The organism is Mucilaginibacter gossypii (assembly GCF_900100945.1).
Classification (GTDB): domain Bacteria; phylum Bacteroidota; class Bacteroidia; order Sphingobacteriales; family Sphingobacteriaceae; genus Mucilaginibacter; species Mucilaginibacter gossypii.
Genome location: NZ_FNCG01000002.1, coordinates 19,748 through 41,296 on the forward strand (window position 1 = coordinate 19,748; position 21,549 = coordinate 41,296).

The following is a 21,549-nucleotide window of genomic DNA, read 5'->3' on the forward strand; positions in this document are numbered from 1 at the left end:
GAGCATGAGCAATATCGTATCACGCCTCACACTGTTGGATTACTCGGTGGTTGCCGTGTACCTTGTTATTTTAATGATAATTGGGTTCCGGGCCAGCTTTAGTAATAAAAACAAAACAGACGAAACCCTTTTCCTCGCCAATAAATCTTTAGGATGGGCCAGTATTGGCTTCAATATGTGGGGCACCAATGTGGGGCCTTCCATGTTGCTGGCCTTTGCCAGTATAGGCTATAGTACGGGTATAGTGGCGGTCAATTTTGACTGGTATGCCTTTGTTTTCCTGATGCTGCTTGCCATGGTTTTTGCGCCTAAATACATAGCGGCCAAGGTATCAACCATGCCCGAGTTTATGGGTAACCGTTACGGCGATTCAACCCGTAATATTTTGGCCTGGTACGCGCTTATCAAAATGCTCATCTCGTGGTTGTCGTTAGGTTTGTTTGCCGGTGGATTTTTAGTAAGACAGATCCTTGGCATCCCCATGTGGCAATCTGTTATTGTGCTGGTGTCATTTGCTGGCTTATTCGCATTTACAGGTGGCTTAAAGGCTATCGCCAAAGTAAATGTTTTCCAGATGTTGCTGCTCATCGGCGTATCGCTCACATTAACCGTTTTAGGTGTAAGCAGGGTCGGCGGGTTATCAGCGGTATTCCATCAAACGCCTGCAAATTACTGGAACCTCATCCATCCGGCAAGCGATGTTAAATACCCATGGTATGCTATATTATTGGGCTACCCGGTATCGGCTGTGGCCTTTTTCTGTACAGATCAGGCTATGGTACAATCGGTATTAGGTGCTAAAAACCTGGAGCAGGGACAGCTTGGTGTTAACTTTATTGGCTGGCTTAAAATATTATCGCTGCCCTTATTTATCCTCACGGGTATTTTGTGTTTCATCCTGTTCCCGCATCTGAGTGATCCTGCATTAGCTTACATGACTATGGTTACCAATCTTTTCCCTCCGGGAATGAATGGGTTAATTATTGTGGTATTGATAGCGGTTTTGATAGGTACCGTCGGCTCGTCCTTAAACTCGCTGAGCACAGTGTTCACCATGGATATCTATGCCGAAAAGATCAACCCTAACGCCACTAATAAAGATCTCATCAGGGTAGGGCGTTACACCGTAATTGGCGGTTGTCTGTTTGCAATAGGTATGGCCCTGGCTATCGATAGTATCAAAGGCCTTAATTTGTTCGATGTATTTCAATCGGTATTGGGTTTTATTGCGCCGCCATTGGCCGTAGTTTTTTTGCTTACTGTTTATTGGAAACGTACTACCCGAAAAGCGGTAAATATTATTCTTTCGGCGGGTTCTGCTTTTAGTTTGGGTACCGGTGTGGTATACCTGTGGGTATTACCGCCCGATAAGTATAGCTTTTGGCCGCATTACCTGATGCTGTCGTTTTTCATATTTGTTTTCCTGGCGGTATCTGCTGTTTTGATCTCGCTGCTTGATAAAACACCGGCTGTTTACGTGGCCGAAGAATCGGAAACAGAAAATACTGCAAAACCTACCCGGCGTGTAAAAATAGCCTGGCTGCTGCTCTCGATAGTCATGATTGCTTTATACCTCATTTTCAACGGACATTAAAAATGAATAAAATCACTACTCATATAAGATTCAATAAGGCTCGTGTATTTATCGCGCTGCTAAGCTTTATGTTTTGTGCTGATATGGCCAAAGCACAGCAAGCAACCTGGATCTGGTACCCCGGCGATTACGAGGTATGGTTAAGTAACCGGATGCAAAACCGCCGTACCGAGCGCGGGGCATTCTTTCCGCCATTCTGGAAACTGGACAGTCATTACGTATTGGTTGATTTTCACAAGGATTTTACGCTTGCCAATTCCGAAACCGTTGAACTGGCGGTTGAGGGGCAATACAACGTAAAGCTTGATGGTAAGGCATTGGCAGGTTATCCAAAAAATATACATGTGCCGGCTGGCAGGCACAGGCTTAGTCTCAAAGTTTATAACCAGGCTGCTGCTCCGGCCATTTTTGTGAAGGGGCAGCAACTGGTGTCAGATACCTCGTGGCTGGTAACTTATGAGGACAAAGAATGGATTGATGAGTCGGGTAAAACTTCGGATGTATCGGCCACCAAATATGTGAACGCCGGTAACTGGAACTTTGATTCGGCGGATAAGTTGCCTTCTGCATTTCGTTTGCCTACGGAGGAGCATAAGCCAGCAAAAGCCGAACGAAAAGAACATTCCATTTTGGTTGATTTTGGCAAGGAAACATTTGGCTACGCCAAGCTTATCGGCCTAAAAGGCAAGGGCAATATTAAATTCTGTTACGGAGAATCAAAAGAAGAAGCTTTATCTCTAACCAATTGCGAACTGTTGGATAGTGTTTATATCGATCAGCTTCAGAAAGCCGATTATACTATGGATGGTTCGCGTGCTTTCCGATACATTAATGTATTGTTTGATGATCATGTGAGTGCCGATGATGTGTCCATGCTTTACGAATATTCGCCGGTTGAGCAGCGGGGGAGTTTCAAATGTTCGGATGAGTTGATCAACAAGATCTGGGATGTTTCGGCCTATACCCTGCACCTGAATACCCGCGAATTTTTTATCGATGGCATTAAGAGGGACAGGTGGATCTGGTCGGGCGATGCTTATCAAAGCTACCTCATGAATTATTACCTGTACTTTGATTCGCCAACAGTAACCCGCACCCTGTACGCCCTTCGCGGTAAAGACCCTGTAACCAGCCATATCAATACCATTATGGATTATACTTTTTACTGGTTTATGGGTATTTATGATTACTACCAATATACCGGCGATAAAAGTTTCATTAAACAAATGTACCCGCGCATGCAAAGCCTGATGAGCTATTGCCTGCAACGCCGTGATAAAAATGGCCTCATGGAAGGCTTGCCAGGTGACTGGGTATTTATTGACTGGGCCGATAAACTCAGCAAAAAAGGTGAAGTAAGCTTTGAACAGTTACTGCTCTGCCGCAGCCTGGAAACCATGGCTTTATGCGCCAATATTATGGATGATAAAAAGGGCAACGATCAATATCAAAAACTGTCCGCCGATCTGAAATCCAAGATCTTTTCCCTGTACTGGAATAGCGATAAACATGCCTTTGTGCACAGCCTCGTTGATGGTAAGCAAAGCGATAACGTGACCCGCTATACCAATATGTTCTCGATATTTTTCAACTACCTCAACCCAGGTCAGCAGCAGGAAATAAAAAAGTACGTGCTGCTGAACGATAATATACAGAAGATAACCACCCCATACATGCGCTTTTATGAACTGGAAGCCCTTTGCGCCATGGGCGAGCAAAGCTATGTACTCAAAGAGATGAAGGATTATTGGGGCGGGATGCTCAATTTAGGCGCAACCTCTTTTTGGGAAGAATACAATCCGGCTAAAACAGGCACCGACCGCTACGCCATGTACGGGCGACCATTTGGTAAAAGCCTTTGCCATGCCTGGGGCGCCAGCCCGATATACCTGTTGGGTAAATATTATCTCGGCGTAAAACCAACTGCGCCGGGTTATCAGCAATATGTCATCGAACCTAAATTGGGTGGTCTGCAATGGATGGAAGGCAGCGTGCCAACTGTTGATGGGGATATCAAGGTATCATGCAGTACCAAACAAATTAAAGTGAGCAGCAATACCGGAACTGGCCTGTTGCGATTTACCAGCACCTCCAAACCGGTTTGTAAGGAGGGTGAAATAACCGCTAAAGGAAACGGAACCTATGAACTTACCATCCAAAAACAAAAACAGTACACCATAAACTATAGCGCAAAAAAATGATGAAACGGCTCTTATCTATCCTGCTTTTAACAGCATTTTCATCAACAGGGCTTTACGCGCAACTGGTTGATAAAACGCCCGCGCCCATCCCTAACGTGCCTACGGTTTATGATGCCGAACCTTGGGAAAATCCTTTGGTTGATGGCATAAACCGGGATGCGGCACGCGCTACAGCATATTCATACAGCAGTATCAAAGATGCATTGGCTGGCGATAGGGAAAAATCAGGCAGGATGTTATCCCTGAATGGTTACTGGGATTTTAGCTATGCCGCCAAACCTGCCGATGCGCCGAAAGATTTTTATAAAAGCCGGGTAAGCGGTTGGAAAAAGATCATCGTTCCCTCAAGTATTGAAATGCAGGGTTATGATAAACCCATTTATAAAAGTGCGGTTTACCCGTTTCGCCCGGTTAACCCGCCTCATGTGCCGAAGGATTATAACGGCGTTGGCAGTTATCAGCGTACGTTTACATTGCCCGCCGGTTGGAAAGATATGAACATTACCCTGCATTTCGGCGGGGTAAGTTCGGGCTTTAAGGTTTGGCTCAATGGTAAGTTTTTAGGTTATGGCGAGGATAGTTTTTTGCCGTCAGAGTTTAATATTACCCCATACCTGCAAGCGGGCGAGAACGTGATATCGGTGCAATTGATCCGATGGAGCGATGGTTATTTTTTGGAAGACCAGGATCAGTGGCGCATGAGTGGCATCCATCGCGAAGTAATGCTTTTGGCCGAGCCGAAATTACGGATTGCTGATTTTCAATGGCAGGCCAAACTGGATAAGCAATATAAAGACGCCATTTTCAGTATTCGTCCACGGATCGAAAACCTGACAGGTAAGGCTGTACCCGGATATAAAATTGAAGCAAGGCTTTTCGACAGCAATAATAAAGAGGTATTGCAAAAGCCTTTGGAAAGAAGCGTTGAAAGTATCATCAACGAGATTTATCCAAGGTTGGATAACGTGAAATTCGGCTTACTGGAAACTACACTGAAAAACCCCGAAAAATGGAGCGATGAAAAACCAAACCTCTATACGCTCACTTTATCTTTAGTTGACAGCACTGGCCAAACGCTGGAAGTTAAAAGCTGCAAGGTGGGCATCAGGAGCATTGAGTTTAGTAAGGAAGATAGTAAGCTGCTCATCAACGGCAAAGTAACCTATTTGTACGGCGTAAATCGTCCCGATCATGACCCGGTAAAAGGAAAGGCGCTATCCCGCGAAGATATCCTGAATGATGTGCGTACCATCAAACGTTTCAATTTTAACTGTATCCGCACCAGCCATTACCCGATGGATCCGTACCTGTATGATCTGTGCGATGAGTATGGGATACTGGTCATAGACGAAGCCAACCTGGAAACCCATGGTCTTGGTTCAAAGCTAAGCAATGACCCCATGTGGACCGGCGCTTACCTCGACAGGGCTACCCGTATGGTAATGCGCGATAAAAATCATCCGAGCATTATTATTTGGAGTTTGGGGAATGAGGCCGGCAGAGGGCCAAACCATGCGGCAATGGCCGGCTGGATCCATGATTTTGATATTACCCGTCCGGTACATTATGAGCCTGCACAAGGTACGCCACAAGCCGAAGGATATATCGACCCGACCGATCCGCGCTATCCTAAAACCAATGATCATTCGCACAGATTACAGAACCCTATAGATCAGCCTTATGTAGATATTGTAAGCCGGATGTATCCCGGCATTTATACTGCGCCCTTGCTGGCCAATCAGCAGAATGGCGATAACCGCCCGATATTTTTTGTAGAGTATTCGCACGCGATGGGTAACTCCAATGGAAACTTAAAGGAGTTTTGGGATCAATGGCGTTCAACCAAACGGGTTATTGGCGGTGCCATCTGGGAGTTTAAAGACCAGGGACTATTAAAACATGATTCGACAGGTAAGGCATACTATGCCTATGGCGGTGATTATGGTGAACGTTATTTTGACAATTTCACCATCAAAGGCATTGTAGCATCTGATGGTCGCCCTAAACCTGCTATTTACGAATGCAAGCATGTTTTTCAGCCGGCGGTTTGTGAATTGGTTGATGCCGATAAAGCAACTATCCACATCAAAAACTGGCATAGTGTAGCTTCACTGGCCGATTATAATGTTAGCCTGCAGTTGAGGGAAGACGGCAATATCATCCTTAAAAAACAAATTCCCCGTATCAGCCTTGCAGCCGGGCATGATACCACAATCAGCATTAAACAATGTCTGCCCGGTTTAAAACCCAACCATGAATATCTTGCCGATATTCACTTTACCCTTGCCGAAGATAAGCCTTGGGCAAGCAAAGGTTACGGAATAGCAAGTGATCAGTTTCAACTAACGGCGCTTAAAACATCCACTGCAAACGCTGAACGTAAGCACTATCCGGAAACAAAACTGGTTGAAGATGATAAAGCTTATCATATCAGCGGGAAAGATTTTGAGATTGGCATCAGTAAAAGTAACGGTGCTTTAAGCTCATACCTGTACAAAGGTAATCAGCAGATATTTGCGCCTTTATTGCCACATTTCACCCGACCGGTTACCGATAATGATCATCGCGGCTGGAAGATGGAAAAGAAACTGGCGGCCTGGTTTAAAGCGTCACCTGTTTTGAAAAAACTCTCGAGCCAAAAAACTGAAGATGGTGCGGTTGTAATAACAAGTATTTATTCCATGCTTAATGATAGTGCTTCGGTACAGGTGAACTACACCATTTGCGGCGATGGCTTGCTAAAAGTTGCGTATGTGTTTGATGCTAAACCGGGTTTGCCAAACCTGCCAAAGGTTGGTATGCAAATGGGTATTGCGCAGGCCGATAGCAATGTCAGTTATTATGGCCGCGGTCCTTATGAAAACTATATCGACAGGCGTACAGGCTCGGAAGCGGGCGTATATTCGCGAAGCATTAACCAATTCATGGAACCTTACGTAGTTCCCCAGGAAAACGGCAACCGTACCGATGTACGCTGGATGCTGCTGCACCATACAACAGGTGGTTTGCTGATCACCGCCGATAGCCTGCTGAGCATGAGTGCCTGGCCTTATACCGAAGAGAATATTCAAAAGGCGAAGCATACCAACAAGCTAAAGGATGCAGGTTTTATTACGCTGAATATCGACCTGATACAGATGGGCGTAGGCGGCAACGATAGCTGGTCGGAAGTGGCTGAGCCTTTGGAACAATACCGTATTCCGGCCAAAAAATATCAATATAGTTTTTACCTGAAACCTTACGAAGGTAAACCCGACGCTGCAGGTAATACGGCATACCAGATTAAATTTAACAGGAAGCCATGAGGAAATACGTTTTTATAATTTGCTTTTGCTGCCTGTTGTTACCGGGGATAGCCCAACAGCGTAAACTATCTCTTAAAAATGATGATTTGAAGGAGGCCTTCCTGCATCCGCCCGAATCTGCAAAGCCCTGGGTTTTTTGGTACTGGATGCAGGGTGCAGTAAGCCGAGAGGGCATCACTGCTGATCTGCAGGCTATGAAGCAGGCCGGAATAGCAGGGGCTTATTTAATGCCCATTAAAGGCCCGGCTAATCCGCCGTTTATCACTCCCTCAATTAATCAGTTAAGCCCGGAGTGGTGGGCAATGGTAAAATTTACCATGCAGGAAGCCGACAGGATAGGCCTAAAACTGGCTATGCACGACAGCGATGGTTTTGCGCTGGCTGGTGGGCCGTGGATAACACCGGAGCTTTCCATGCAAAAGGTGGTATGGTCAAAAATTGAGGTTGAAGATGGCAAAGTTTACCATGATACTTTGCCTATCCCCAAACACTATAAAAACTATTATAAGGATATCGAAATATTGGCCTATCCATCGCTTCCGGGCGAAGGGATAAGCAGTTACGACGAGCATCCGAAGGTAACTGCCAGCTTGCCTAATACCGACGTACAATATCTTGCTGAAAAAGGAAATCCCAAAAGCTTTACAAGCAACGAACAGTGCTGGCTGCAGCTTGAATTTGAAAAGCCCTTTACCTGCCGCTCGCTTGTTATACATACTTCGGCAAGTAATTATCAGTCGCAACGGCTGTTGCTTGAAGTGAGCGATGATGGTAAAAGTTTTCGCTCATTAGGTAGGTTGGAATCTCCACGCCACGGCTGGCAGGATGGCGATGCGGAGATCACCCACGCCATCGCACCTACAACAGCAAAATATTTCAGGTTTACTTATGATAAAGAAGGTTCTGAACCGGGAGCCGAAGACCTTGATTTTGCAAAATGGAAGCCAACGCTAAAACTATCGCGCATTGAGTTGTTGGGTGAGCCCCGCATCCATCAATATGAAAGTAAAACTGGCGAGGTTTGGCGTTTAAGCAAGCAAACTACAGATGTTCAATTACCGGCTGATCTTTGCGTAGATAAAAGCAAGGTTATCAACCTTACTGATAAATTAGGAGTAGATGGTAAACTGAACTGGCAGGCACCTGCCGGTAAATGGACTATCATTCGGATCGGTCACACTTCAACCGGGCATACTAATGCTACAGGCGGTGGCGGCATCGGTTTGGAGTGCGATAAGTTCAATCCCGAAGCGGCTAAACTACAATTTGATAACTGGTTTGGCGAAGCGATAAAACAGGTTGGCCCGGACCTGGCTAAACGGGTTTTAAAGATTTTTCATGTGGATAGTTGGGAGTGCGGAAGTCAGAACTGGTCGCCGGTTTTTGCTGCTGAATTTCAGAAGCGGAGGGGATATGACCTGCTACCATATCTTCCATTAATGGCCGGTATACCAATGGAAAGTGCTGAAAAATCTGAAAAAGTACTGGCCGACGTAAGGCAAACGATAGCCGAATTATTGGTAGATAATTTCTACGGTACGATGGCTAAGCTGGCACACGAAAAAGGCTGCACATTTACAGCTGAAAGCGTGGCCCCAACCATGATGAGCGATGGCATGCTGCATTACCAAAAGGCAGATATCCCGATGGGGGAATTTTGGTTCAGGAGCCCTACGCATGATAAGCCCAATGATATGCTGGATGCCATTTCGGGCGGGCACATCTACGGTGAAAATATTATCCAGGCCGAGGCTTTTACCGAATTACGGTTATTATGGGACGAACACCCCGGTATGCTTAAAACTGCTGCCGACCGCAACTTTGCCCTTGGCATCAATCGTTATGTTTTCCATGTAAATGTGCATAATCCCTGGCTTGACCGTAAGCCGGGTATGACGCTGGATGGTATCGGTCTGTTTTTTCAGCGCGACCAAACCTGGTGGCAGTCTGGTAAGGCTTGGTTTGATTATATCAGTCGCTGCCAGGTCATGTTGCAACAGGGACATCCGGTTGCAGATATCGCTGTTTTTACCGGCGAGGAAACGCCGCGTCGCGCTATTTTGCCAGATAGGTTGGTTAGTACTCTACCGGGAATTTTCGGCACGGAACGGGTAAAACTGGAAGAGGAACGTTTAGCAAATAAGGGCGTACCCATCATTAATTCGATTGAGGATGCGAGCCATTCGGCTAATATGGCGCTGCCCGAAAACTGGATAGACCCGCTGAGGGGCTATGCCTATGATTCTTTTAACAAAGACGCGTTACTACGTTTGGCTACAGTAAAAAACGGCAGTATCATTCTACCCGGAGGTGCAAGTTATGCCATGTTGGTAATACCCGGCGTAAGCCAGATGTCGCAGCAGCCATGGCAGTTATCGGCAGAGGTCGTAAAAAAACTTCAGCAACTGGTAAATGAAGGCGCTACTGTTTTGTTGGACGTTCAGCGGATGAAAACTACTTTATCTAAAGGCCCTGCGGGCAAATTACTCATTGGCCCTTATCAAAAAGGAACCTTTGATGAAGTAGGGGTAACCCGCGATCTGATAGCGACAGACTCGGTTGATCAGCCGGCAAAGGATCTTGCCTGGGCACATCGTAGTTCAGCTAATCTTGATATCTATTTCATTTCTAATCAGCAGGCTTTAAATCGCACCATTAATTTATCATTGAGGACAGCAGGGCGTGCCCCTGAACTATGGGATCCTCTAACCGGTGAGATCAGGCAATTGCATAATACGGGTAAATCATCCCGTACAAATATCAAGCTTGAGTTGGCGGCCAATGGCTCTGCTTTTATCGTTTTCAGAAATGGTTCTTCTACTGCCAAAAGCGAGGATAATAAGCCATCTCATTTTAAAACGGTACAAACTTTCACAAACTGGCGGGTACAGTTCGATCCTCAATATGGAGGCCCTGTAAAGCCGGTTATGTTTAATCAACCTGAAGACTGGTCGCAGAATGCTAATGATAGTATTAAGTATTATTCGGGCACTGCGGTTTACAACCATACATTTCAGTTTACCGCAAAAACAGGAGCCAAAACCTATCTACATCTGGGCAATGTATCCAATCTCGCCGAAGTATATCTAAACGGCATCAATTGCGGTACAGCCTGGACATTTCCGTACCGGGTAGATATTAGCAAGGCCATCAAACTTGGCGAGAATAAACTGGTAATCAAAGTAACCAACACTTGGGCTAACCGCCTGATGGGTGATCATGCACTGCCCGAAAATAAACGTATTACATGGACAAACGCGCCTTACCGTTTGGAAGGGCGCTCATTGTTGCCGGCCGGCTTGTTAAGCCCCGTGAAGTTGCTTACTTATATCCCTTAATGATATGAAATGGATTTGTAAATATATTGGAATAGCATTGTTGTTAAGCTGCACATTAAAACTATCTGCACAAAACAAAGCCCTGGTAAACACCAGTAAAAGCAGTTACGCCAAACTAAGCAGCCTTGATATGGGCGCAGTACAGTGGACAGGCGGCTTTTGGGCCGACAGGTTTAAGGTTTGTCGTGATACCATGATCCCCAACCTGTGGCGTGTTTATACCGATCCAAAGATCAGTCACGCTTATCGCAATTTTGAGATAGCTGCGGGAATTGACACCGGATCGCACGAAGGTCCGCCATTTCATGACGGTGATTTTTATAAGCTTTTTGAAGCTGTAGCCAGCATGTACGCGGCTACTCATGATCCTAAATTGGATGTATTGATGGATAAAACCATAGCCGTTATCGCTAAAGCCCAACGGGCCGATGGCTACATCCACACACCAACCCTTATTGAAGAGCGTAAGAATAGTGGTAAGGAAAAGGCTTTTAATGATCGCCTTAATTTTGAAACCTATAACCTTGGTCACCTCATGACTGCCGCCTGCGTGCACTACCGTGTTACAGGTAAAACAACTTTACTAAAAGTAGCTGTCAAGGCAACCGACTATCTCTATAAGTTTTATAAAACGGCCTCGCCCGAGCTGGCGCGAAATGCCATTTGTCCTTCGCATTATATGGGCGTAGTGGAGATGTACCGCACTACCCGCGACCCCAAATACCTGGAACTGGCTAAAAACCTGATAGACATCCGTGGCTTGATGAAGGATGGTACAGACGACAACCAGGACAGGACACCTTTCCGGCAGCAAACACAGGCGATGGGGCACGCGGTGAGGGCCAATTATCTTTTTGCCGGTGCTGCCGATGTTTATGCCGAAACCGGCGATACCACGCTCATGCACACCTTAAACCTGATGTGGAACGATGTGGTGAACCGCAAAATGTATATCACCGGTGGCTGCGGCTCGCTTTATGATGGTGTTTCTCCCGACGGCACGTCTTACAACCCCAACGAAGTGCAAAAGGTACATCAGGCTTACGGGCGCGATTATCAATTGCCAAGTTTCACCGCCCACAATGAAACCTGCGCAAACATAGGCAATGTACTCTGGAACTGGCGCATGCTGCAGGTAACCGGCGATGCCAAATATGCCGACGTGATGGAACTGGCGTTGTACAATAGCGTACTTTCGGGGATTAGTCTTAACGGTCGTAACTTTTTATATACCAATCCGTTGGCTTATTCGGATAGTTTGCCGTTTAAGCAACGTTGGTCTAAGGATAGGATAGGGTATATCAAACTTTCTAACTGTTGTCCGCCCAATGTGGTGCGTACCATTGCCGAGGTAAGCGATTATGCGTACAGTACATCTGATAAAGGCTTGTGGTTTAATCTGTATGGCAGCAATACTATCAGCGCTAAACTGAAAGATGGTACGCCTGTAAAGCTAACGCAAACTACTAATTACCCCTGGGATGGCAAGATCAGCATTAAGTTTGACGAAGTACCTGGCAATAAAGCATTTTCGGTATTTTTAAGGATTCCTGGCTGGTGTAAGGGAGCGAGTATCAAACTCGAAGGTCAGCCGGTGCCGCAGTTAGATACTACGCCAGGAACTTATATGCAAGTTAACGCTGTTTGGCGCAAAGGAATGACGATTGATCTCGACCTGCCAATGCCGGTTACTATGATGGAAGCAAACCCGCTGGTTGAGGAAACCCGCAACCAGGTAGCGGTAAAACGCGGCCCGGTGGTTTATTGCCTCGAATCGGCAGATTTGGCTAAAGGGCAAAAGGTTTTCAATGTGGCTTTATCTGCCAATAGTCAACTCAAACCTGAAATGATCCGGATAGATAACAGCGAGATCATGAGCCTAATAGGTAAAGCTGATCTTCGCGATGAAAATAATTGGAGTAACCAGCTTTATAAAGAAATATCGGCACCCAAACAAAACGCTGTTGATATCAGGCTGATCCCGTATTATGCCTGGGGTAACCGGGGACATGTGGATATGGAAACGTGGATGCCGTTGGATAGGTGATTTGAGGTTAAAGGGTAAAGGCCAAAGGTTAAAGGTGAAAGGCAAAAGGTAAAAAAAGCTCCACGCCGCCGCTCGGTTCCCAGCCGGGTGGCAACTATCAGGGCGGCCTCTGGCCGCCGGGACTAAAGCAGCCTTTTGTTCTTACACTTAAAACTTCGGCCGGTAATTGGTGGCGGTTGTTTTTTGTCCCAATATGTGTTAGCTGAGCTTCAGCCGGATGGCATGAAATATCGATACTCACCCCCGCAATTTTGGTGGCATTATTTTGTCAGTGCTATTTATAAATGAGGTGATCAATTCCAAAAAGCCTAAAAACCTTTAAAAAAACAAGAAATAAAAAAGGGTTTTTTACCTGTCTTTGAAATAAGGAAAGTTTACTCTTTAAAGTTTTAGTCATTGGTAATCAGGTATTTAATGGTGTTTCGGGTGAATTGTTATCTATTTGATTGTCAGTGTGTTTTATTTTTAAGGTGTTCCGCGTTTTCACTCTCAAAAAATGGAACAGTCTCTTTTTACAAAAAAGAGCAGCGGGAGTTTTTTCAATTTTTTTTTGAGAATCAAAAAATTGGGACACCCTTTTTGTTACAAATGAACGAGGGAATTATTGGGCTAACATCATTGTAATATCCTTCCTTCTATCTTCGGGGAGAACTTTTAAATCAACCATCTTTCCATCCTTTAGTGTGGCCTCAACAGTGGTATTATAAGGCGCATGAAGTTTAAAATGCACATCCCAATCCTTTGGCCAGGCGGGGAACAGCAGGATCTTTTTATCGTCTACCTGCATCAGCATTTCCTGCAGACCGATCATGCCTGAGCCACCCCAGTTATGGTCGGGTGTCCAGTCGAAACCCGGCCCCCAAAATGCCGGGAAACGCCTGCCCGAGTTTTTGAGTTTGAAGGTGGTTAGTTTGGCAGCCTCATCTGTCAGACCTAAGCGGGCCGCAAAAATATTATCCTGTTTCCAGCCAATGCCGCTTCTGAATCTGGCTACAAGGGTATCCAGCCTCCATGTATTTAAAGCTGTCTCTAATTCCGGTTTACCTAAGCCATAAATGCCCCATGGAAATACCGGGTAAAATTGAGTGTTCTCTTCATTGTTAACCCGCTCCCATGATTTTGCAGGCGTAAGGGTTTTATGACCGTCAATTTCGCCAAACGAAATAGGAGGAATGCGTTTTAAAAAGCCTTCCAGTTTGCCGCGCTCTTCTTTGCTCAGGTAACTATCAGGCAGTGCCAGCATCCGTTTGGTGATAGTTTGCAGGGCCGCTATGGTTGAGTTGGAGTTATAGGCCATTTTGAAAGTCTCGGCAGATGAGCCGGGATAGAGCACAAGATGCCCGTTGCCGTCCAATGCTTTGGTGCTACGCTTGCGGGAAAGGTATTGATAATGTTCATCAAAAAAAGTGAGGCAGCTTTCAATAAAGGGGATGTATTGATGGATGTCGTCGCCTTTGTACCGTTCTGTTTCCATCATCATGAGGCAAAACTCAAAAACGGTATCCCAGGTATATTCCAACCAGGCGTTGTACTCTAACCCTTTGTCAAAATCGGCAGGGCGCTTCCAGGTGTACTCGGCACTATTCGGTAGACCGAAATTTTCTATTTGCTCAGTAAAGTAGGCGCCATTGTGGCCCCAGTAAACCTTGCTGCGTAATTCGGCGTTTTTCAACGAGCGCAGATAAAACTCAAACTCCGGCTTCATCATATCAATATCGCCGCTTTTGAGCATCGGGAAATAAACCAAACGCTGGTTTTGGGCAGTCATCAAGCCTCCGCCCCAGTTGCGGAAATCAGGCGTAAAAGCGTATTGAGGATTGACGAAAACGGGATCGTAGGTAAACAGGCCGCCGTTAAATTTAGTGGGCGCTTGTCCATAAGCATTGCAGCCCAGCATATACCTGAAAAGCTGATAGTTTTTACTTGTTTGCCAGGCAGCGGTATCATTGCCAGGCTTTTTATTATTGATGTAGATGAAACTCCTGTTCCAATATTGTTTCCACCAGTCGGCTGTTTTTTGCCATGCGGTTTTGGCGTTGCTTTCAGCTTCTTTAAGTACTTTGTTGAGGCCTTGCTGCCATTCATTTACCGAGGTGGTTTGTTGAGTATAAAGAGAGATTTCAAGATCCTGATTGGTGGCTGGTTTAATGCTCTCCAATTTCAATCCTTCAAAATCGGTGTTGAGGTATTGCCCTTTAGTGTTGCCTACAGGTTTTAGATTTTTACCCTGCATCAGCCCGCCAAAGGTTAAGTTTTTAAGCGGATTGTACATTTGATCCTTAACCGCATCCATACCCTGCTGCTTTACCGTAACATCAAATATGGTTGAATCGAGATTATGATGATAGAACTGGATAGCATTGCCTTTAAAGCTGATGTTATCCTTTAACGTTTTTACATCATTACGCGGGGCGAATTTCCATGAGCCTTCATTTTTTTCGAGGCCTTTAACTTCCCTGTCGCGATAACGCCAACTTTCAAAAATAGCTTCGGCTTTAATGGCTTTATTGCTGCTGATATTAACATGGATCACCGGGCGGTAAACATCAACCCAAAGCTTTATTTCAGCTTTTAAATCGCCGTTTTTTCCGTTGATGACTACCGAGCCATTTTGGAGTTTCAGCTCCTGTTTAAAATCGTTGCCGTCAAAAGGGTTGGGCGATAATTTAATCCTTACCCGGCCGGGTTTGAGCATGGCGTTGTTCTCGTCAAAAGTGCCGCTTCGGGCGATGTAAAAAAGCAGCTCGCCTTTTTCAACCCATACATTCAGCCCGATATCACCGCCTCCGCAGGGCATGGACTGGCCAGAGTTTTGACTCTGGCTGGTCCACACTTCGTTGTATTGTTCGATGCCTTTATTTTGAGCTAACGCGATATTGATATTGCAGTACAGGAAGCAGAGCAGCAGGAGTTTTTTCATAATTACCAGTCGTCGGTTCTGAATGAGGAAACGGGGAGCCCGTTGGTGCCGAACAGGTCGCCCACAACAAAATCTTTGAAGGCGTAACGCACGGCCACAGGCTCTTTTACCAAGGGTGAAGATACAATTATTACGCTGCCCGATATCATTGCTTGCGCAGGGTAAAACATTTTGTCTTTACCGGCTATTTCAAAGTTTTGGATGGGTTTATTAAACGAGGTCAATCCGTTTTCGGCATGTTCAAACCTGATGGTGGCCCGGTCGCCGTCAATAGTCATTTCTTTATACAGCGGACTTGCATAATCGAAACCTTTAATACCATAAGTTTGCGCCAAGGCCAGGTAGGCTAACCTTGTACCGATAGGCTCTTTGCGCGGAGGGTGGATGAGTGCCTGCTCGCCAACGTCAAGCGAAACGGCCATATCGCTGTTACGGATTGTTTTGAGCGATTTTCGTTGAGCATCGCGCAAATAGGCCGAATTGTATTTGCCTCCGCTATTATAAGGCGGAAGCTGTGCGTAATCATACGGGGCTATTTGCACAAAATAAAAAGGGAAATCACCTTGCTGCCAAAGCTCACGCCAGCGTTTTACCAGGGCCGGAAATAGTTTTTCGTATTGATCAGGCCGGTCGTAGTTCGATTCACCCTGGTACCAGATGCAGCCTTTAATGCCGTAACCAATCACCGGGTTCAGCATACCGTTGAACAGGGTGGTAGGTGTGCGTGATACAGCTTTAATGGAGTCTGTTTTGGCCGGGATTTTGATCTCCGGAAAATCTTTCAGTCCGTCAGCATCCATCCAGGCTTCGGCGTTCGAGCCAGCGTAACAATCGCTGATTAAACCGATAGGTACATGAAGTACCTCATTTAATAATCTGCCGAAATAATAACCTGTAGCACTAAAGTTGGAGACAAATTCGGGGGAGGCCACATGCCATTCTGATGGTTTGCTATTGTCCTGTACTTCGGTTACTGATGAGTGGGGAACTGTGTAAATATGGATGTTGGCGTTAGATGATTTAAGTATAGCATCAACAGAACCGCTTATTGGCTGGCTTTTATACCCCTTCATAGGGATCTCCATATTTGATTGCCCTGTGCAAAGCCAAACTTCGCCAATAAGCACGTTGTTTAGTTTGATGGTATTACCATCGCTGATAGTAACGGTATACGGGCCACCGTAAACCGGGGTGCTTACTTTAACAAGCCATTTGCCATTGGCATTTACTTTAGCTTTGTAACTTTTTTTGTTCCATGAAGTATTGATGGTAACCGTTGAACCAGCCTTGTCCCAACCCCAGATTGGGGCCGCACTTTGTTGCTGCAGAACTACGTTGTCGGTAAAAATGGATGCCAGTTTTACTTGTGCCTGCGATGATATAAACAGGAGCAAACACAGGCCTGATGAAAGTAATTTTTTCATTGCTATAAATTATTTGGTAAGCTTTCCGGCTCGCTTAGCCTCAATCCATCCGCTGAAAAGGAGGTTTTTATTCAACTCGGGTTTAGGGAAAAACAAGCTGGCCACATAGCCTACTATGATTACCACCAGGTGACTATACACCCCGAGCATGTATTTATGCTGATTGAAATTGTACCTGCCTAAATCAAGCAAGATGTGTTTGTCCGTACCCAAACCAATTTTAGTTGATGTTAAAAAAGCATAGCCCGTAAACAGGATACAGGCAATAATACCAATGTTCACCCCTTGGCGATTGGCGCGGCTGCTGAACAAGCCCAATAAAAATATCCCGGCAATACCGCCTGAAAATATCGCGTAAAGGGTAAAAACAATGCCCAGCGCACCTTCGTCGCCGGCAAGCAGGTAGAGGGTGGCTATGCCCATCGCTCCAAATCCGGCCAGTACTACTATCCATCGTCCTGCTTTTAAATATTCTTTGTCCGATTTATCAGGCCTGAACTTTTTATAGTAATCTTCCACGCCAATGGCCGAAAGGCAGTTGAGATCGGCCCCGAGGCTGGAGATCGCCGCCGAGATCAGCGCAGCTAATATCAATCCTACAACCCCGGTAGGCAATTTACTCATGATAAAATAGGGGAAAACGGCGTCGGCTTTAATGCCTGCTGGTAGGGGATTTTGTTGGTAGAAGGCGAATAAAGCCGTGCCTATGAACATGAATAATGCCCATAGCGGTACTGTGAGCGCTACACCTAATATGGATGCTTTTATAGCGGCCTTATCGGTTTTGGCTGTAAGATAGCGCTGCACCATAGTTTGATCGGTACCGTATTTCTGGATGGCATAAAACACGCCGTTTATAGCCATTACGATGAATGTGAGTTTTTTGAAATCCCAGGAGTAAGGGCCAAAGTTGTTTTTGTGATTTACGCTGGCAATATGCCAAAGCTCGGGAAAGCCGCCTTTGATTGAACAGATGAGGATGATAAATGAGGCTATACCGCCGCCTATCAGCAAAAAGCCCTGTACCACATCTGCCCAGATCACGGCCTCAATACCGCCGATAAGTGTTATGACAATGATCACGAATCCTATCACCCAAATAATGGCGAATGTGTTGGTATTGGTCATGTTCGAGAGTGCCAGTGCCAACAGGAAAAACACAGTACCCATTTTTGAAAAATGGGTTAATACGAAACTGATAGAGCTGTAAAAGCGGGCAAACAGGCCAAAACGCTTTTCAAAGTATTCATAGGTGCTTACGCCTATCACCTCGCGGTACAAGGGCACTATGAACCAAACCATTAATAATAATACGATAGGTACCATTAAGCCCTGAACCAGCAAGATCCAGTTAGAGGCAAATCCTTCGCCTGGGTAGGCCAAAAAAGTTACGCTGCTGATGAGCGTTGCCATTAGTGACATGCCTATAGCCCAGGCCGGGATAGAACCGCGCGATACAAAATATTTTTTGGTAGAATTTTGTCCTTTTGAAAACTTAAGACCGATGGTTAATGAAATGGCCATTGCCAGGGCTATGATGATATAATCTGCCAAGTGCAGGGTTTCATGTTTCATATGCAGGTATAGTTATTGGTTGCCCAAACGGGTGCAGGCCAGGGGTAGCTGCCGGGTTTTAAAGTTAAACATAATTGGTTATTGCCGGCTACGCGCATATGAATAACTCCGGGAGCTATTAGTTTTGAGGGATATAATTTTTCGATGTTTAAACGCTCAAGTATGGCCCAGGCTGTTGCCCCGCCTTCAATCAGCAATTCGTGAAGATCGGTGTGGTCGATGACCTGTTTTACAATAGCAGCCATTTTGTGGCTCAGCAATATCGGGTCTACCTTTATATCCTTTATAAAATCGGGATTTATGGCGATGATGGCATTGTTGCCTGCAATAATACTGGAGGCTACATGACTGGCAAAAAGGCCATGCACATTATCGCCGCTGGTTTCGGCACAGATGGTTGCAGCCGGAACATAATGCACAGGGATATTGTTGTGCCTGCCATCGTTAAGATTTAGTTTGCCCTGGTAAAAAGTACTGCCAAATACAAATAACCGTCTGCCCGTTGTTTCCGGGTCGGTGGTTTTAACCTTTTGAGGAGTTGTTAAAGATTCAAGCAGCGTAGTAAATAAATTTGCTGAGCCCGCTAATAGCGTGTTGTTATCTGTTTGGCTGATCCAGTATTTAAGATCGTCCTCATTTTCGGCTGCTCCTATAATAATTCCCGTAGATGGAAATTTGTCTTCTTTTTTTATTAATGAGATACTTTCATCAGCTCTCAATAATTCAACAATATTTGAGCTTAAGGCGGGGAAGGTTGGGTCGTTGGCGAAATCACTCAGGTGAATAGGTTGGCCATTGTAGTGAAATGTATCGCCTATGAGCTTTTTTGAATGGTGAGGATTACCGGGTACAATCAGCGCTCTTTTCAATCCTGATGCTGCCAATTGGCTTTGCAGTTCCTCAATAATGTGCCCTCTTAAAACTGAATCTATCTTTTTGAAAAGAAAGCGGGGCTTTAACCGCTGTAATTGGACGGTAAGATTATAAACTATATTCGTCGCTTTATTTACAGCGAGTGAGCGGGTGTCGGTAGCTATAATTAGCAGATCTGCATCGCAGTGTTCATCAACAGAGGTACTCACCTCGGTTCTCAATCCGTGATTGAGACCTATACCCGCCAATTCGGCGGCTCCTGTTAAATCATCTGCAATTACAGCGATCATAGCTTATACTTTTATCCGGTTTTTGCTCAACTGCACCGCCGATTCGATGGCCAGTAACATGGCATCGCTGCTGGCAACGCCTTTGCCTGCAATTTCAAAGGCAGTCCCATGGTCAACCGAGGTGCGGATAATAGGCAGTCCCATAGTGATGTTAACGCCCTTTACGCTATCCATTTGGTGCTTTTCGGCATTCCATTTAAAACCGGTAAGCTTAAAGGGGATGTGGCCCTGGTCGTGGTACATAGCTACCACACCACCATAATATCCAGTTGATGCTTTTGAAAATAAGGTGTCGGCAGGTACAGGGCCTTCCACATCGTAACCTAATTTTATAGCTTCCTGTACAGCGGGAAGGATCTCAAAATCATCTTCGGTACCAAACAAACCTGAGTCACCTGCATGCGGGTTAAGCCCGGCTACACCAATCTTCAGGTTTTTTTCTCCAAGGGAAATAAGGCCATCCTGTAAAAGTTCGATTACTTCAATAATGCGGTCTTTTTTAACAAGGTCACAAGCTTGTCGTAGTGATACGTGGGTGGATACATGGATCACCTTCATGTTATGCTCAACCAGTAGCATGGCATATTTTTTTGTACCGGTATAATGGGCATAAATTTCGGTATGTCCGGCAAAATGATGCCCGGCTTCGTTAATTGATTTTTTGTTGATAGGCCCGGTTACTGTGGCATGTACTTCGCTATCAAGCGCCAGGTCAATTGCTTTTTTAACTGCTTCAAACGAGGCATTGCCTGCCATAGCCGAGATCTCACCAAAACGCAGCTGTTCCATATCTACATTTTGCAGATCAAATACATCGGGCCTGCCAAACTCAAAATTTGCGTTGCGGATATCTTTTATCGAGTTGATGCGTGCATCGAAGCCCAACCGTTTTACGATATCGAAAAATACACCGGTATCGCCAATAATCACCGGGCGGCAGATGTCGTATAATCTTTCTGTTAACAATGCTTTAACGGCTATTTCAGGGCCAATACTGGCCGGATCGCCCATGGTTATGGCTATGATCGGTTTTTCGGCTGTCATTGGTAAATCGGTAAGCTAAGATTTTCAACATTAAGCATACGCTGCAGTTTTCTTTGCAGATCGGCAGCTTCGGCTTCAGTAACCTGCAATAAAGGCGGCATCATGTAAGTACGGCACAATCCTGCGCTTTGCATTAGTGATTTTAATGCTGCCAATGATTCGCCCAGCAGGCGTTTGCCCTGGTAAATATCACCTATCAGGTTGGAATGCCTTTGTAGTTGCAGCGCAGCGGCTTCGTCGTTATTATCTGCAGCAACTATCATTTTGTAATAAATATCCGGGAACAGGTTTCCTGTACTTGGCACCAGGCCGTCGCTGCCGGTAAACAGCGCGTGGGCAGATTGCGCCCCCCAACCCAAAAAGTGGCTAAAATCGGCCCTGTCGGCCCATAGTTTAAGCGAATCTTTTAAACGCTCGTGATTCCGTTCCGAATCTTTAGTCCCAACAATATTTTCGTGGTGACTTAATTCGTCGAGAAGATTTAGGTTTATCGATACATTGGTTGTAGCCGGTATGTTGTAAACTATCAGGGGGATAGGTACTTCGTTAGCCAGCGTTTCAAAGTATGTTTTAATTTCGTATTCAGTTAAAGTGAAATAGGCAGGCAGGTGAGCTACAGCAACATCAATACCTTCGTCGGCACAGCGTTTGGCAAGGTCAATTGAATCGGCAAGGCAGTTTGATGAAATACCTGCATAAAGCAACCGGCCCGGCTGCCTTACTGATGTGGCCAGTTTAATAAAATCAAGCTTAACATCGTTTGGCAATGAGGCAGATTCGCCGGTGGTACCCAGTATAAAAGGTACACCACCATAGTTGAAAATATTGTCAAATATTTTTTCAACTGCTTCGTGGTCAAGTTTGTAGTTGTCGGTAAGTGGCGTAATTGATGGCACCACCAGGCCATTATATTTCTTTTTTAGTTTCATTAGTATGTT

The 21,549-nt window shown here is 45.4% G+C and carries 11 protein-coding genes; 5 read left to right on the forward strand and 6 right to left on the reverse strand.

Annotated elements, in window-relative coordinates:
• Positions 1-4 precede the first annotated feature (4 nt).
• The 5 genes from BLS28_RS03660 to BLS28_RS03680 are packed head-to-tail and all read left to right on the forward strand — an operon-like array spanning position 5 to position 12,485.
• A complete protein-coding gene (locus BLS28_RS03660; RefSeq protein ID WP_091163464.1) occupies positions 5-1,594 on the forward strand; it encodes a sodium:solute symporter family transporter in 1,590 nt (529 codons plus the stop codon).
• A 2-nt stretch (positions 1,595-1,596) separates the two neighbouring features.
• The gene (locus tag BLS28_RS03665; protein WP_091162958.1) at positions 1,597-3,795 is read left to right on the forward strand and encodes an alpha-L-rhamnosidase-related protein; all 2,199 of its coding nucleotides are present in this window, start codon (positions 1,597-1,599) and stop codon (positions 3,793-3,795) included.
• Complete coding sequence (locus tag BLS28_RS03670; protein WP_218134345.1) at positions 3,792-7,100, forward strand: glycoside hydrolase family 2 TIM barrel-domain containing protein; 3,309 nt, start codon at positions 3,792-3,794, stop codon at positions 7,098-7,100. Before BLS28_RS03665 ends, BLS28_RS03670 begins: the two co-directional genes overlap by 4 nt.
• The gene (locus tag BLS28_RS03675) at positions 7,097-10,438 is read left to right on the forward strand and encodes a glycosyl hydrolase (protein ID WP_091162960.1); all 3,342 of its coding nucleotides are present in this window, start codon (positions 7,097-7,099) and stop codon (positions 10,436-10,438) included. The genes BLS28_RS03670 and BLS28_RS03675 overlap by 4 nt, the downstream gene beginning before the upstream one ends.
• A 4-nt stretch (positions 10,439-10,442) precedes the next feature.
• Positions 10,443-12,485 carry an aceric acid hydrolase gene (locus BLS28_RS03680; RefSeq protein WP_091162961.1) on the forward strand — a complete coding sequence of 681 codons (2,043 nt, stop codon included), beginning with the start codon at positions 10,443-10,445 and terminating at the stop codon, positions 12,483-12,485.
• Between the two features lie 601 nt (positions 12,486-13,086).
• Here BLS28_RS03680 and BLS28_RS03685 read toward each other — a convergent pair.
• From BLS28_RS03685 to BLS28_RS03710, 6 genes are read right to left on the reverse strand one after another with little or no spacing between them, the layout of a single operon-like run.
• Positions 13,087-15,405 (reverse strand): DUF5703 domain-containing protein, encoded by a 2,319-nt coding sequence (locus BLS28_RS03685; protein ID WP_091162962.1) that lies wholly within the window; start codon positions 15,403-15,405, stop codon positions 13,087-13,089.
• A 2-nt stretch (positions 15,406-15,407) separates the two neighbouring features.
• Complete coding sequence (locus tag BLS28_RS03690) at positions 15,408-16,829, reverse strand: sialate O-acetylesterase (RefSeq protein WP_091162963.1); 1,422 nt, start codon at positions 16,827-16,829, stop codon at positions 15,408-15,410.
• A gap of 9 nt (positions 16,830-16,838) precedes the next feature.
• Entirely contained in the window at positions 16,839-18,404 is a 1,566-nt protein-coding gene (locus BLS28_RS03695; protein WP_091162964.1) for a sodium:solute symporter family protein, read from the reverse strand.
• The gene (locus BLS28_RS03700) at positions 18,401-19,567 is read right to left on the reverse strand and encodes a four-carbon acid sugar kinase family protein (protein ID WP_091162965.1); all 1,167 of its coding nucleotides are present in this window, start codon (positions 19,565-19,567) and stop codon (positions 18,401-18,403) included. Before BLS28_RS03700 ends, BLS28_RS03695 begins: the two co-directional genes overlap by 4 nt.
• A 3-nt stretch (positions 19,568-19,570) precedes the next feature.
• Positions 19,571-20,611 carry a 4-hydroxythreonine-4-phosphate dehydrogenase PdxA gene (gene pdxA, locus BLS28_RS03705; protein WP_091162966.1) on the reverse strand — a complete coding sequence of 347 codons (1,041 nt, stop codon included), beginning with the start codon at positions 20,609-20,611 and terminating at the stop codon, positions 19,571-19,573.
• The gene (locus BLS28_RS03710; RefSeq protein ID WP_091162967.1) at positions 20,608-21,540 is read right to left on the reverse strand and encodes a dihydrodipicolinate synthase family protein; all 933 of its coding nucleotides are present in this window, start codon (positions 21,538-21,540) and stop codon (positions 20,608-20,610) included. The genes pdxA and BLS28_RS03710 overlap by 4 nt, the downstream gene beginning before the upstream one ends.
• Positions 21,541-21,549: the final 9 nt, after the last annotated feature.

Bases quoted from the DNA above. Each gene is read 5' to 3' on its own strand.
- BLS28_RS03660 (WP_091163464.1), top strand. From the start codon at position 5: ATGAGCAATATCGTATCACGCCTCACACTGTTGGATTACTCGGTGGTT.
- BLS28_RS03665 (WP_091162958.1), top strand. From the start codon at position 1,597: ATGAATAAAATCACTACTCATATAAGATTCAATAAGGCTCGTGTATTT.
- BLS28_RS03670 (WP_218134345.1), top strand. From the start codon at position 3,792: ATGATGAAACGGCTCTTATCTATCCTGCTTTTAACAGCATTTTCATCA.
- BLS28_RS03675 (WP_091162960.1), top strand. From the start codon at position 7,097: ATGAGGAAATACGTTTTTATAATTTGCTTTTGCTGCCTGTTGTTACCG.
- BLS28_RS03680 (WP_091162961.1), top strand. From the start codon at position 10,443: ATGAAATGGATTTGTAAATATATTGGAATAGCATTGTTGTTAAGCTGC.
- BLS28_RS03685 (WP_091162962.1), bottom strand. From the start codon at position 15,405: ATGAAAAAACTCCTGCTGCTCTGCTTCCTGTACTGCAATATCAATATC.
- BLS28_RS03690 (WP_091162963.1), bottom strand. From the start codon at position 16,829: ATGAAAAAATTACTTTCATCAGGCCTGTGTTTGCTCCTGTTTATATCA.
- BLS28_RS03695 (WP_091162964.1), bottom strand. From the start codon at position 18,404: ATGAAACATGAAACCCTGCACTTGGCAGATTATATCATCATAGCCCTG.
- BLS28_RS03700 (WP_091162965.1), bottom strand. From the start codon at position 19,567: ATGATCGCTGTAATTGCAGATGATTTAACAGGAGCCGCCGAATTGGCG.
- pdxA (WP_091162966.1), bottom strand. From the start codon at position 20,611: ATGACAGCCGAAAAACCGATCATAGCCATAACCATGGGCGATCCGGCC.
- BLS28_RS03710 (WP_091162967.1), bottom strand. From the start codon at position 21,540: ATGAAACTAAAAAAGAAATATAATGGCCTGGTGGTGCCATCAATTACG.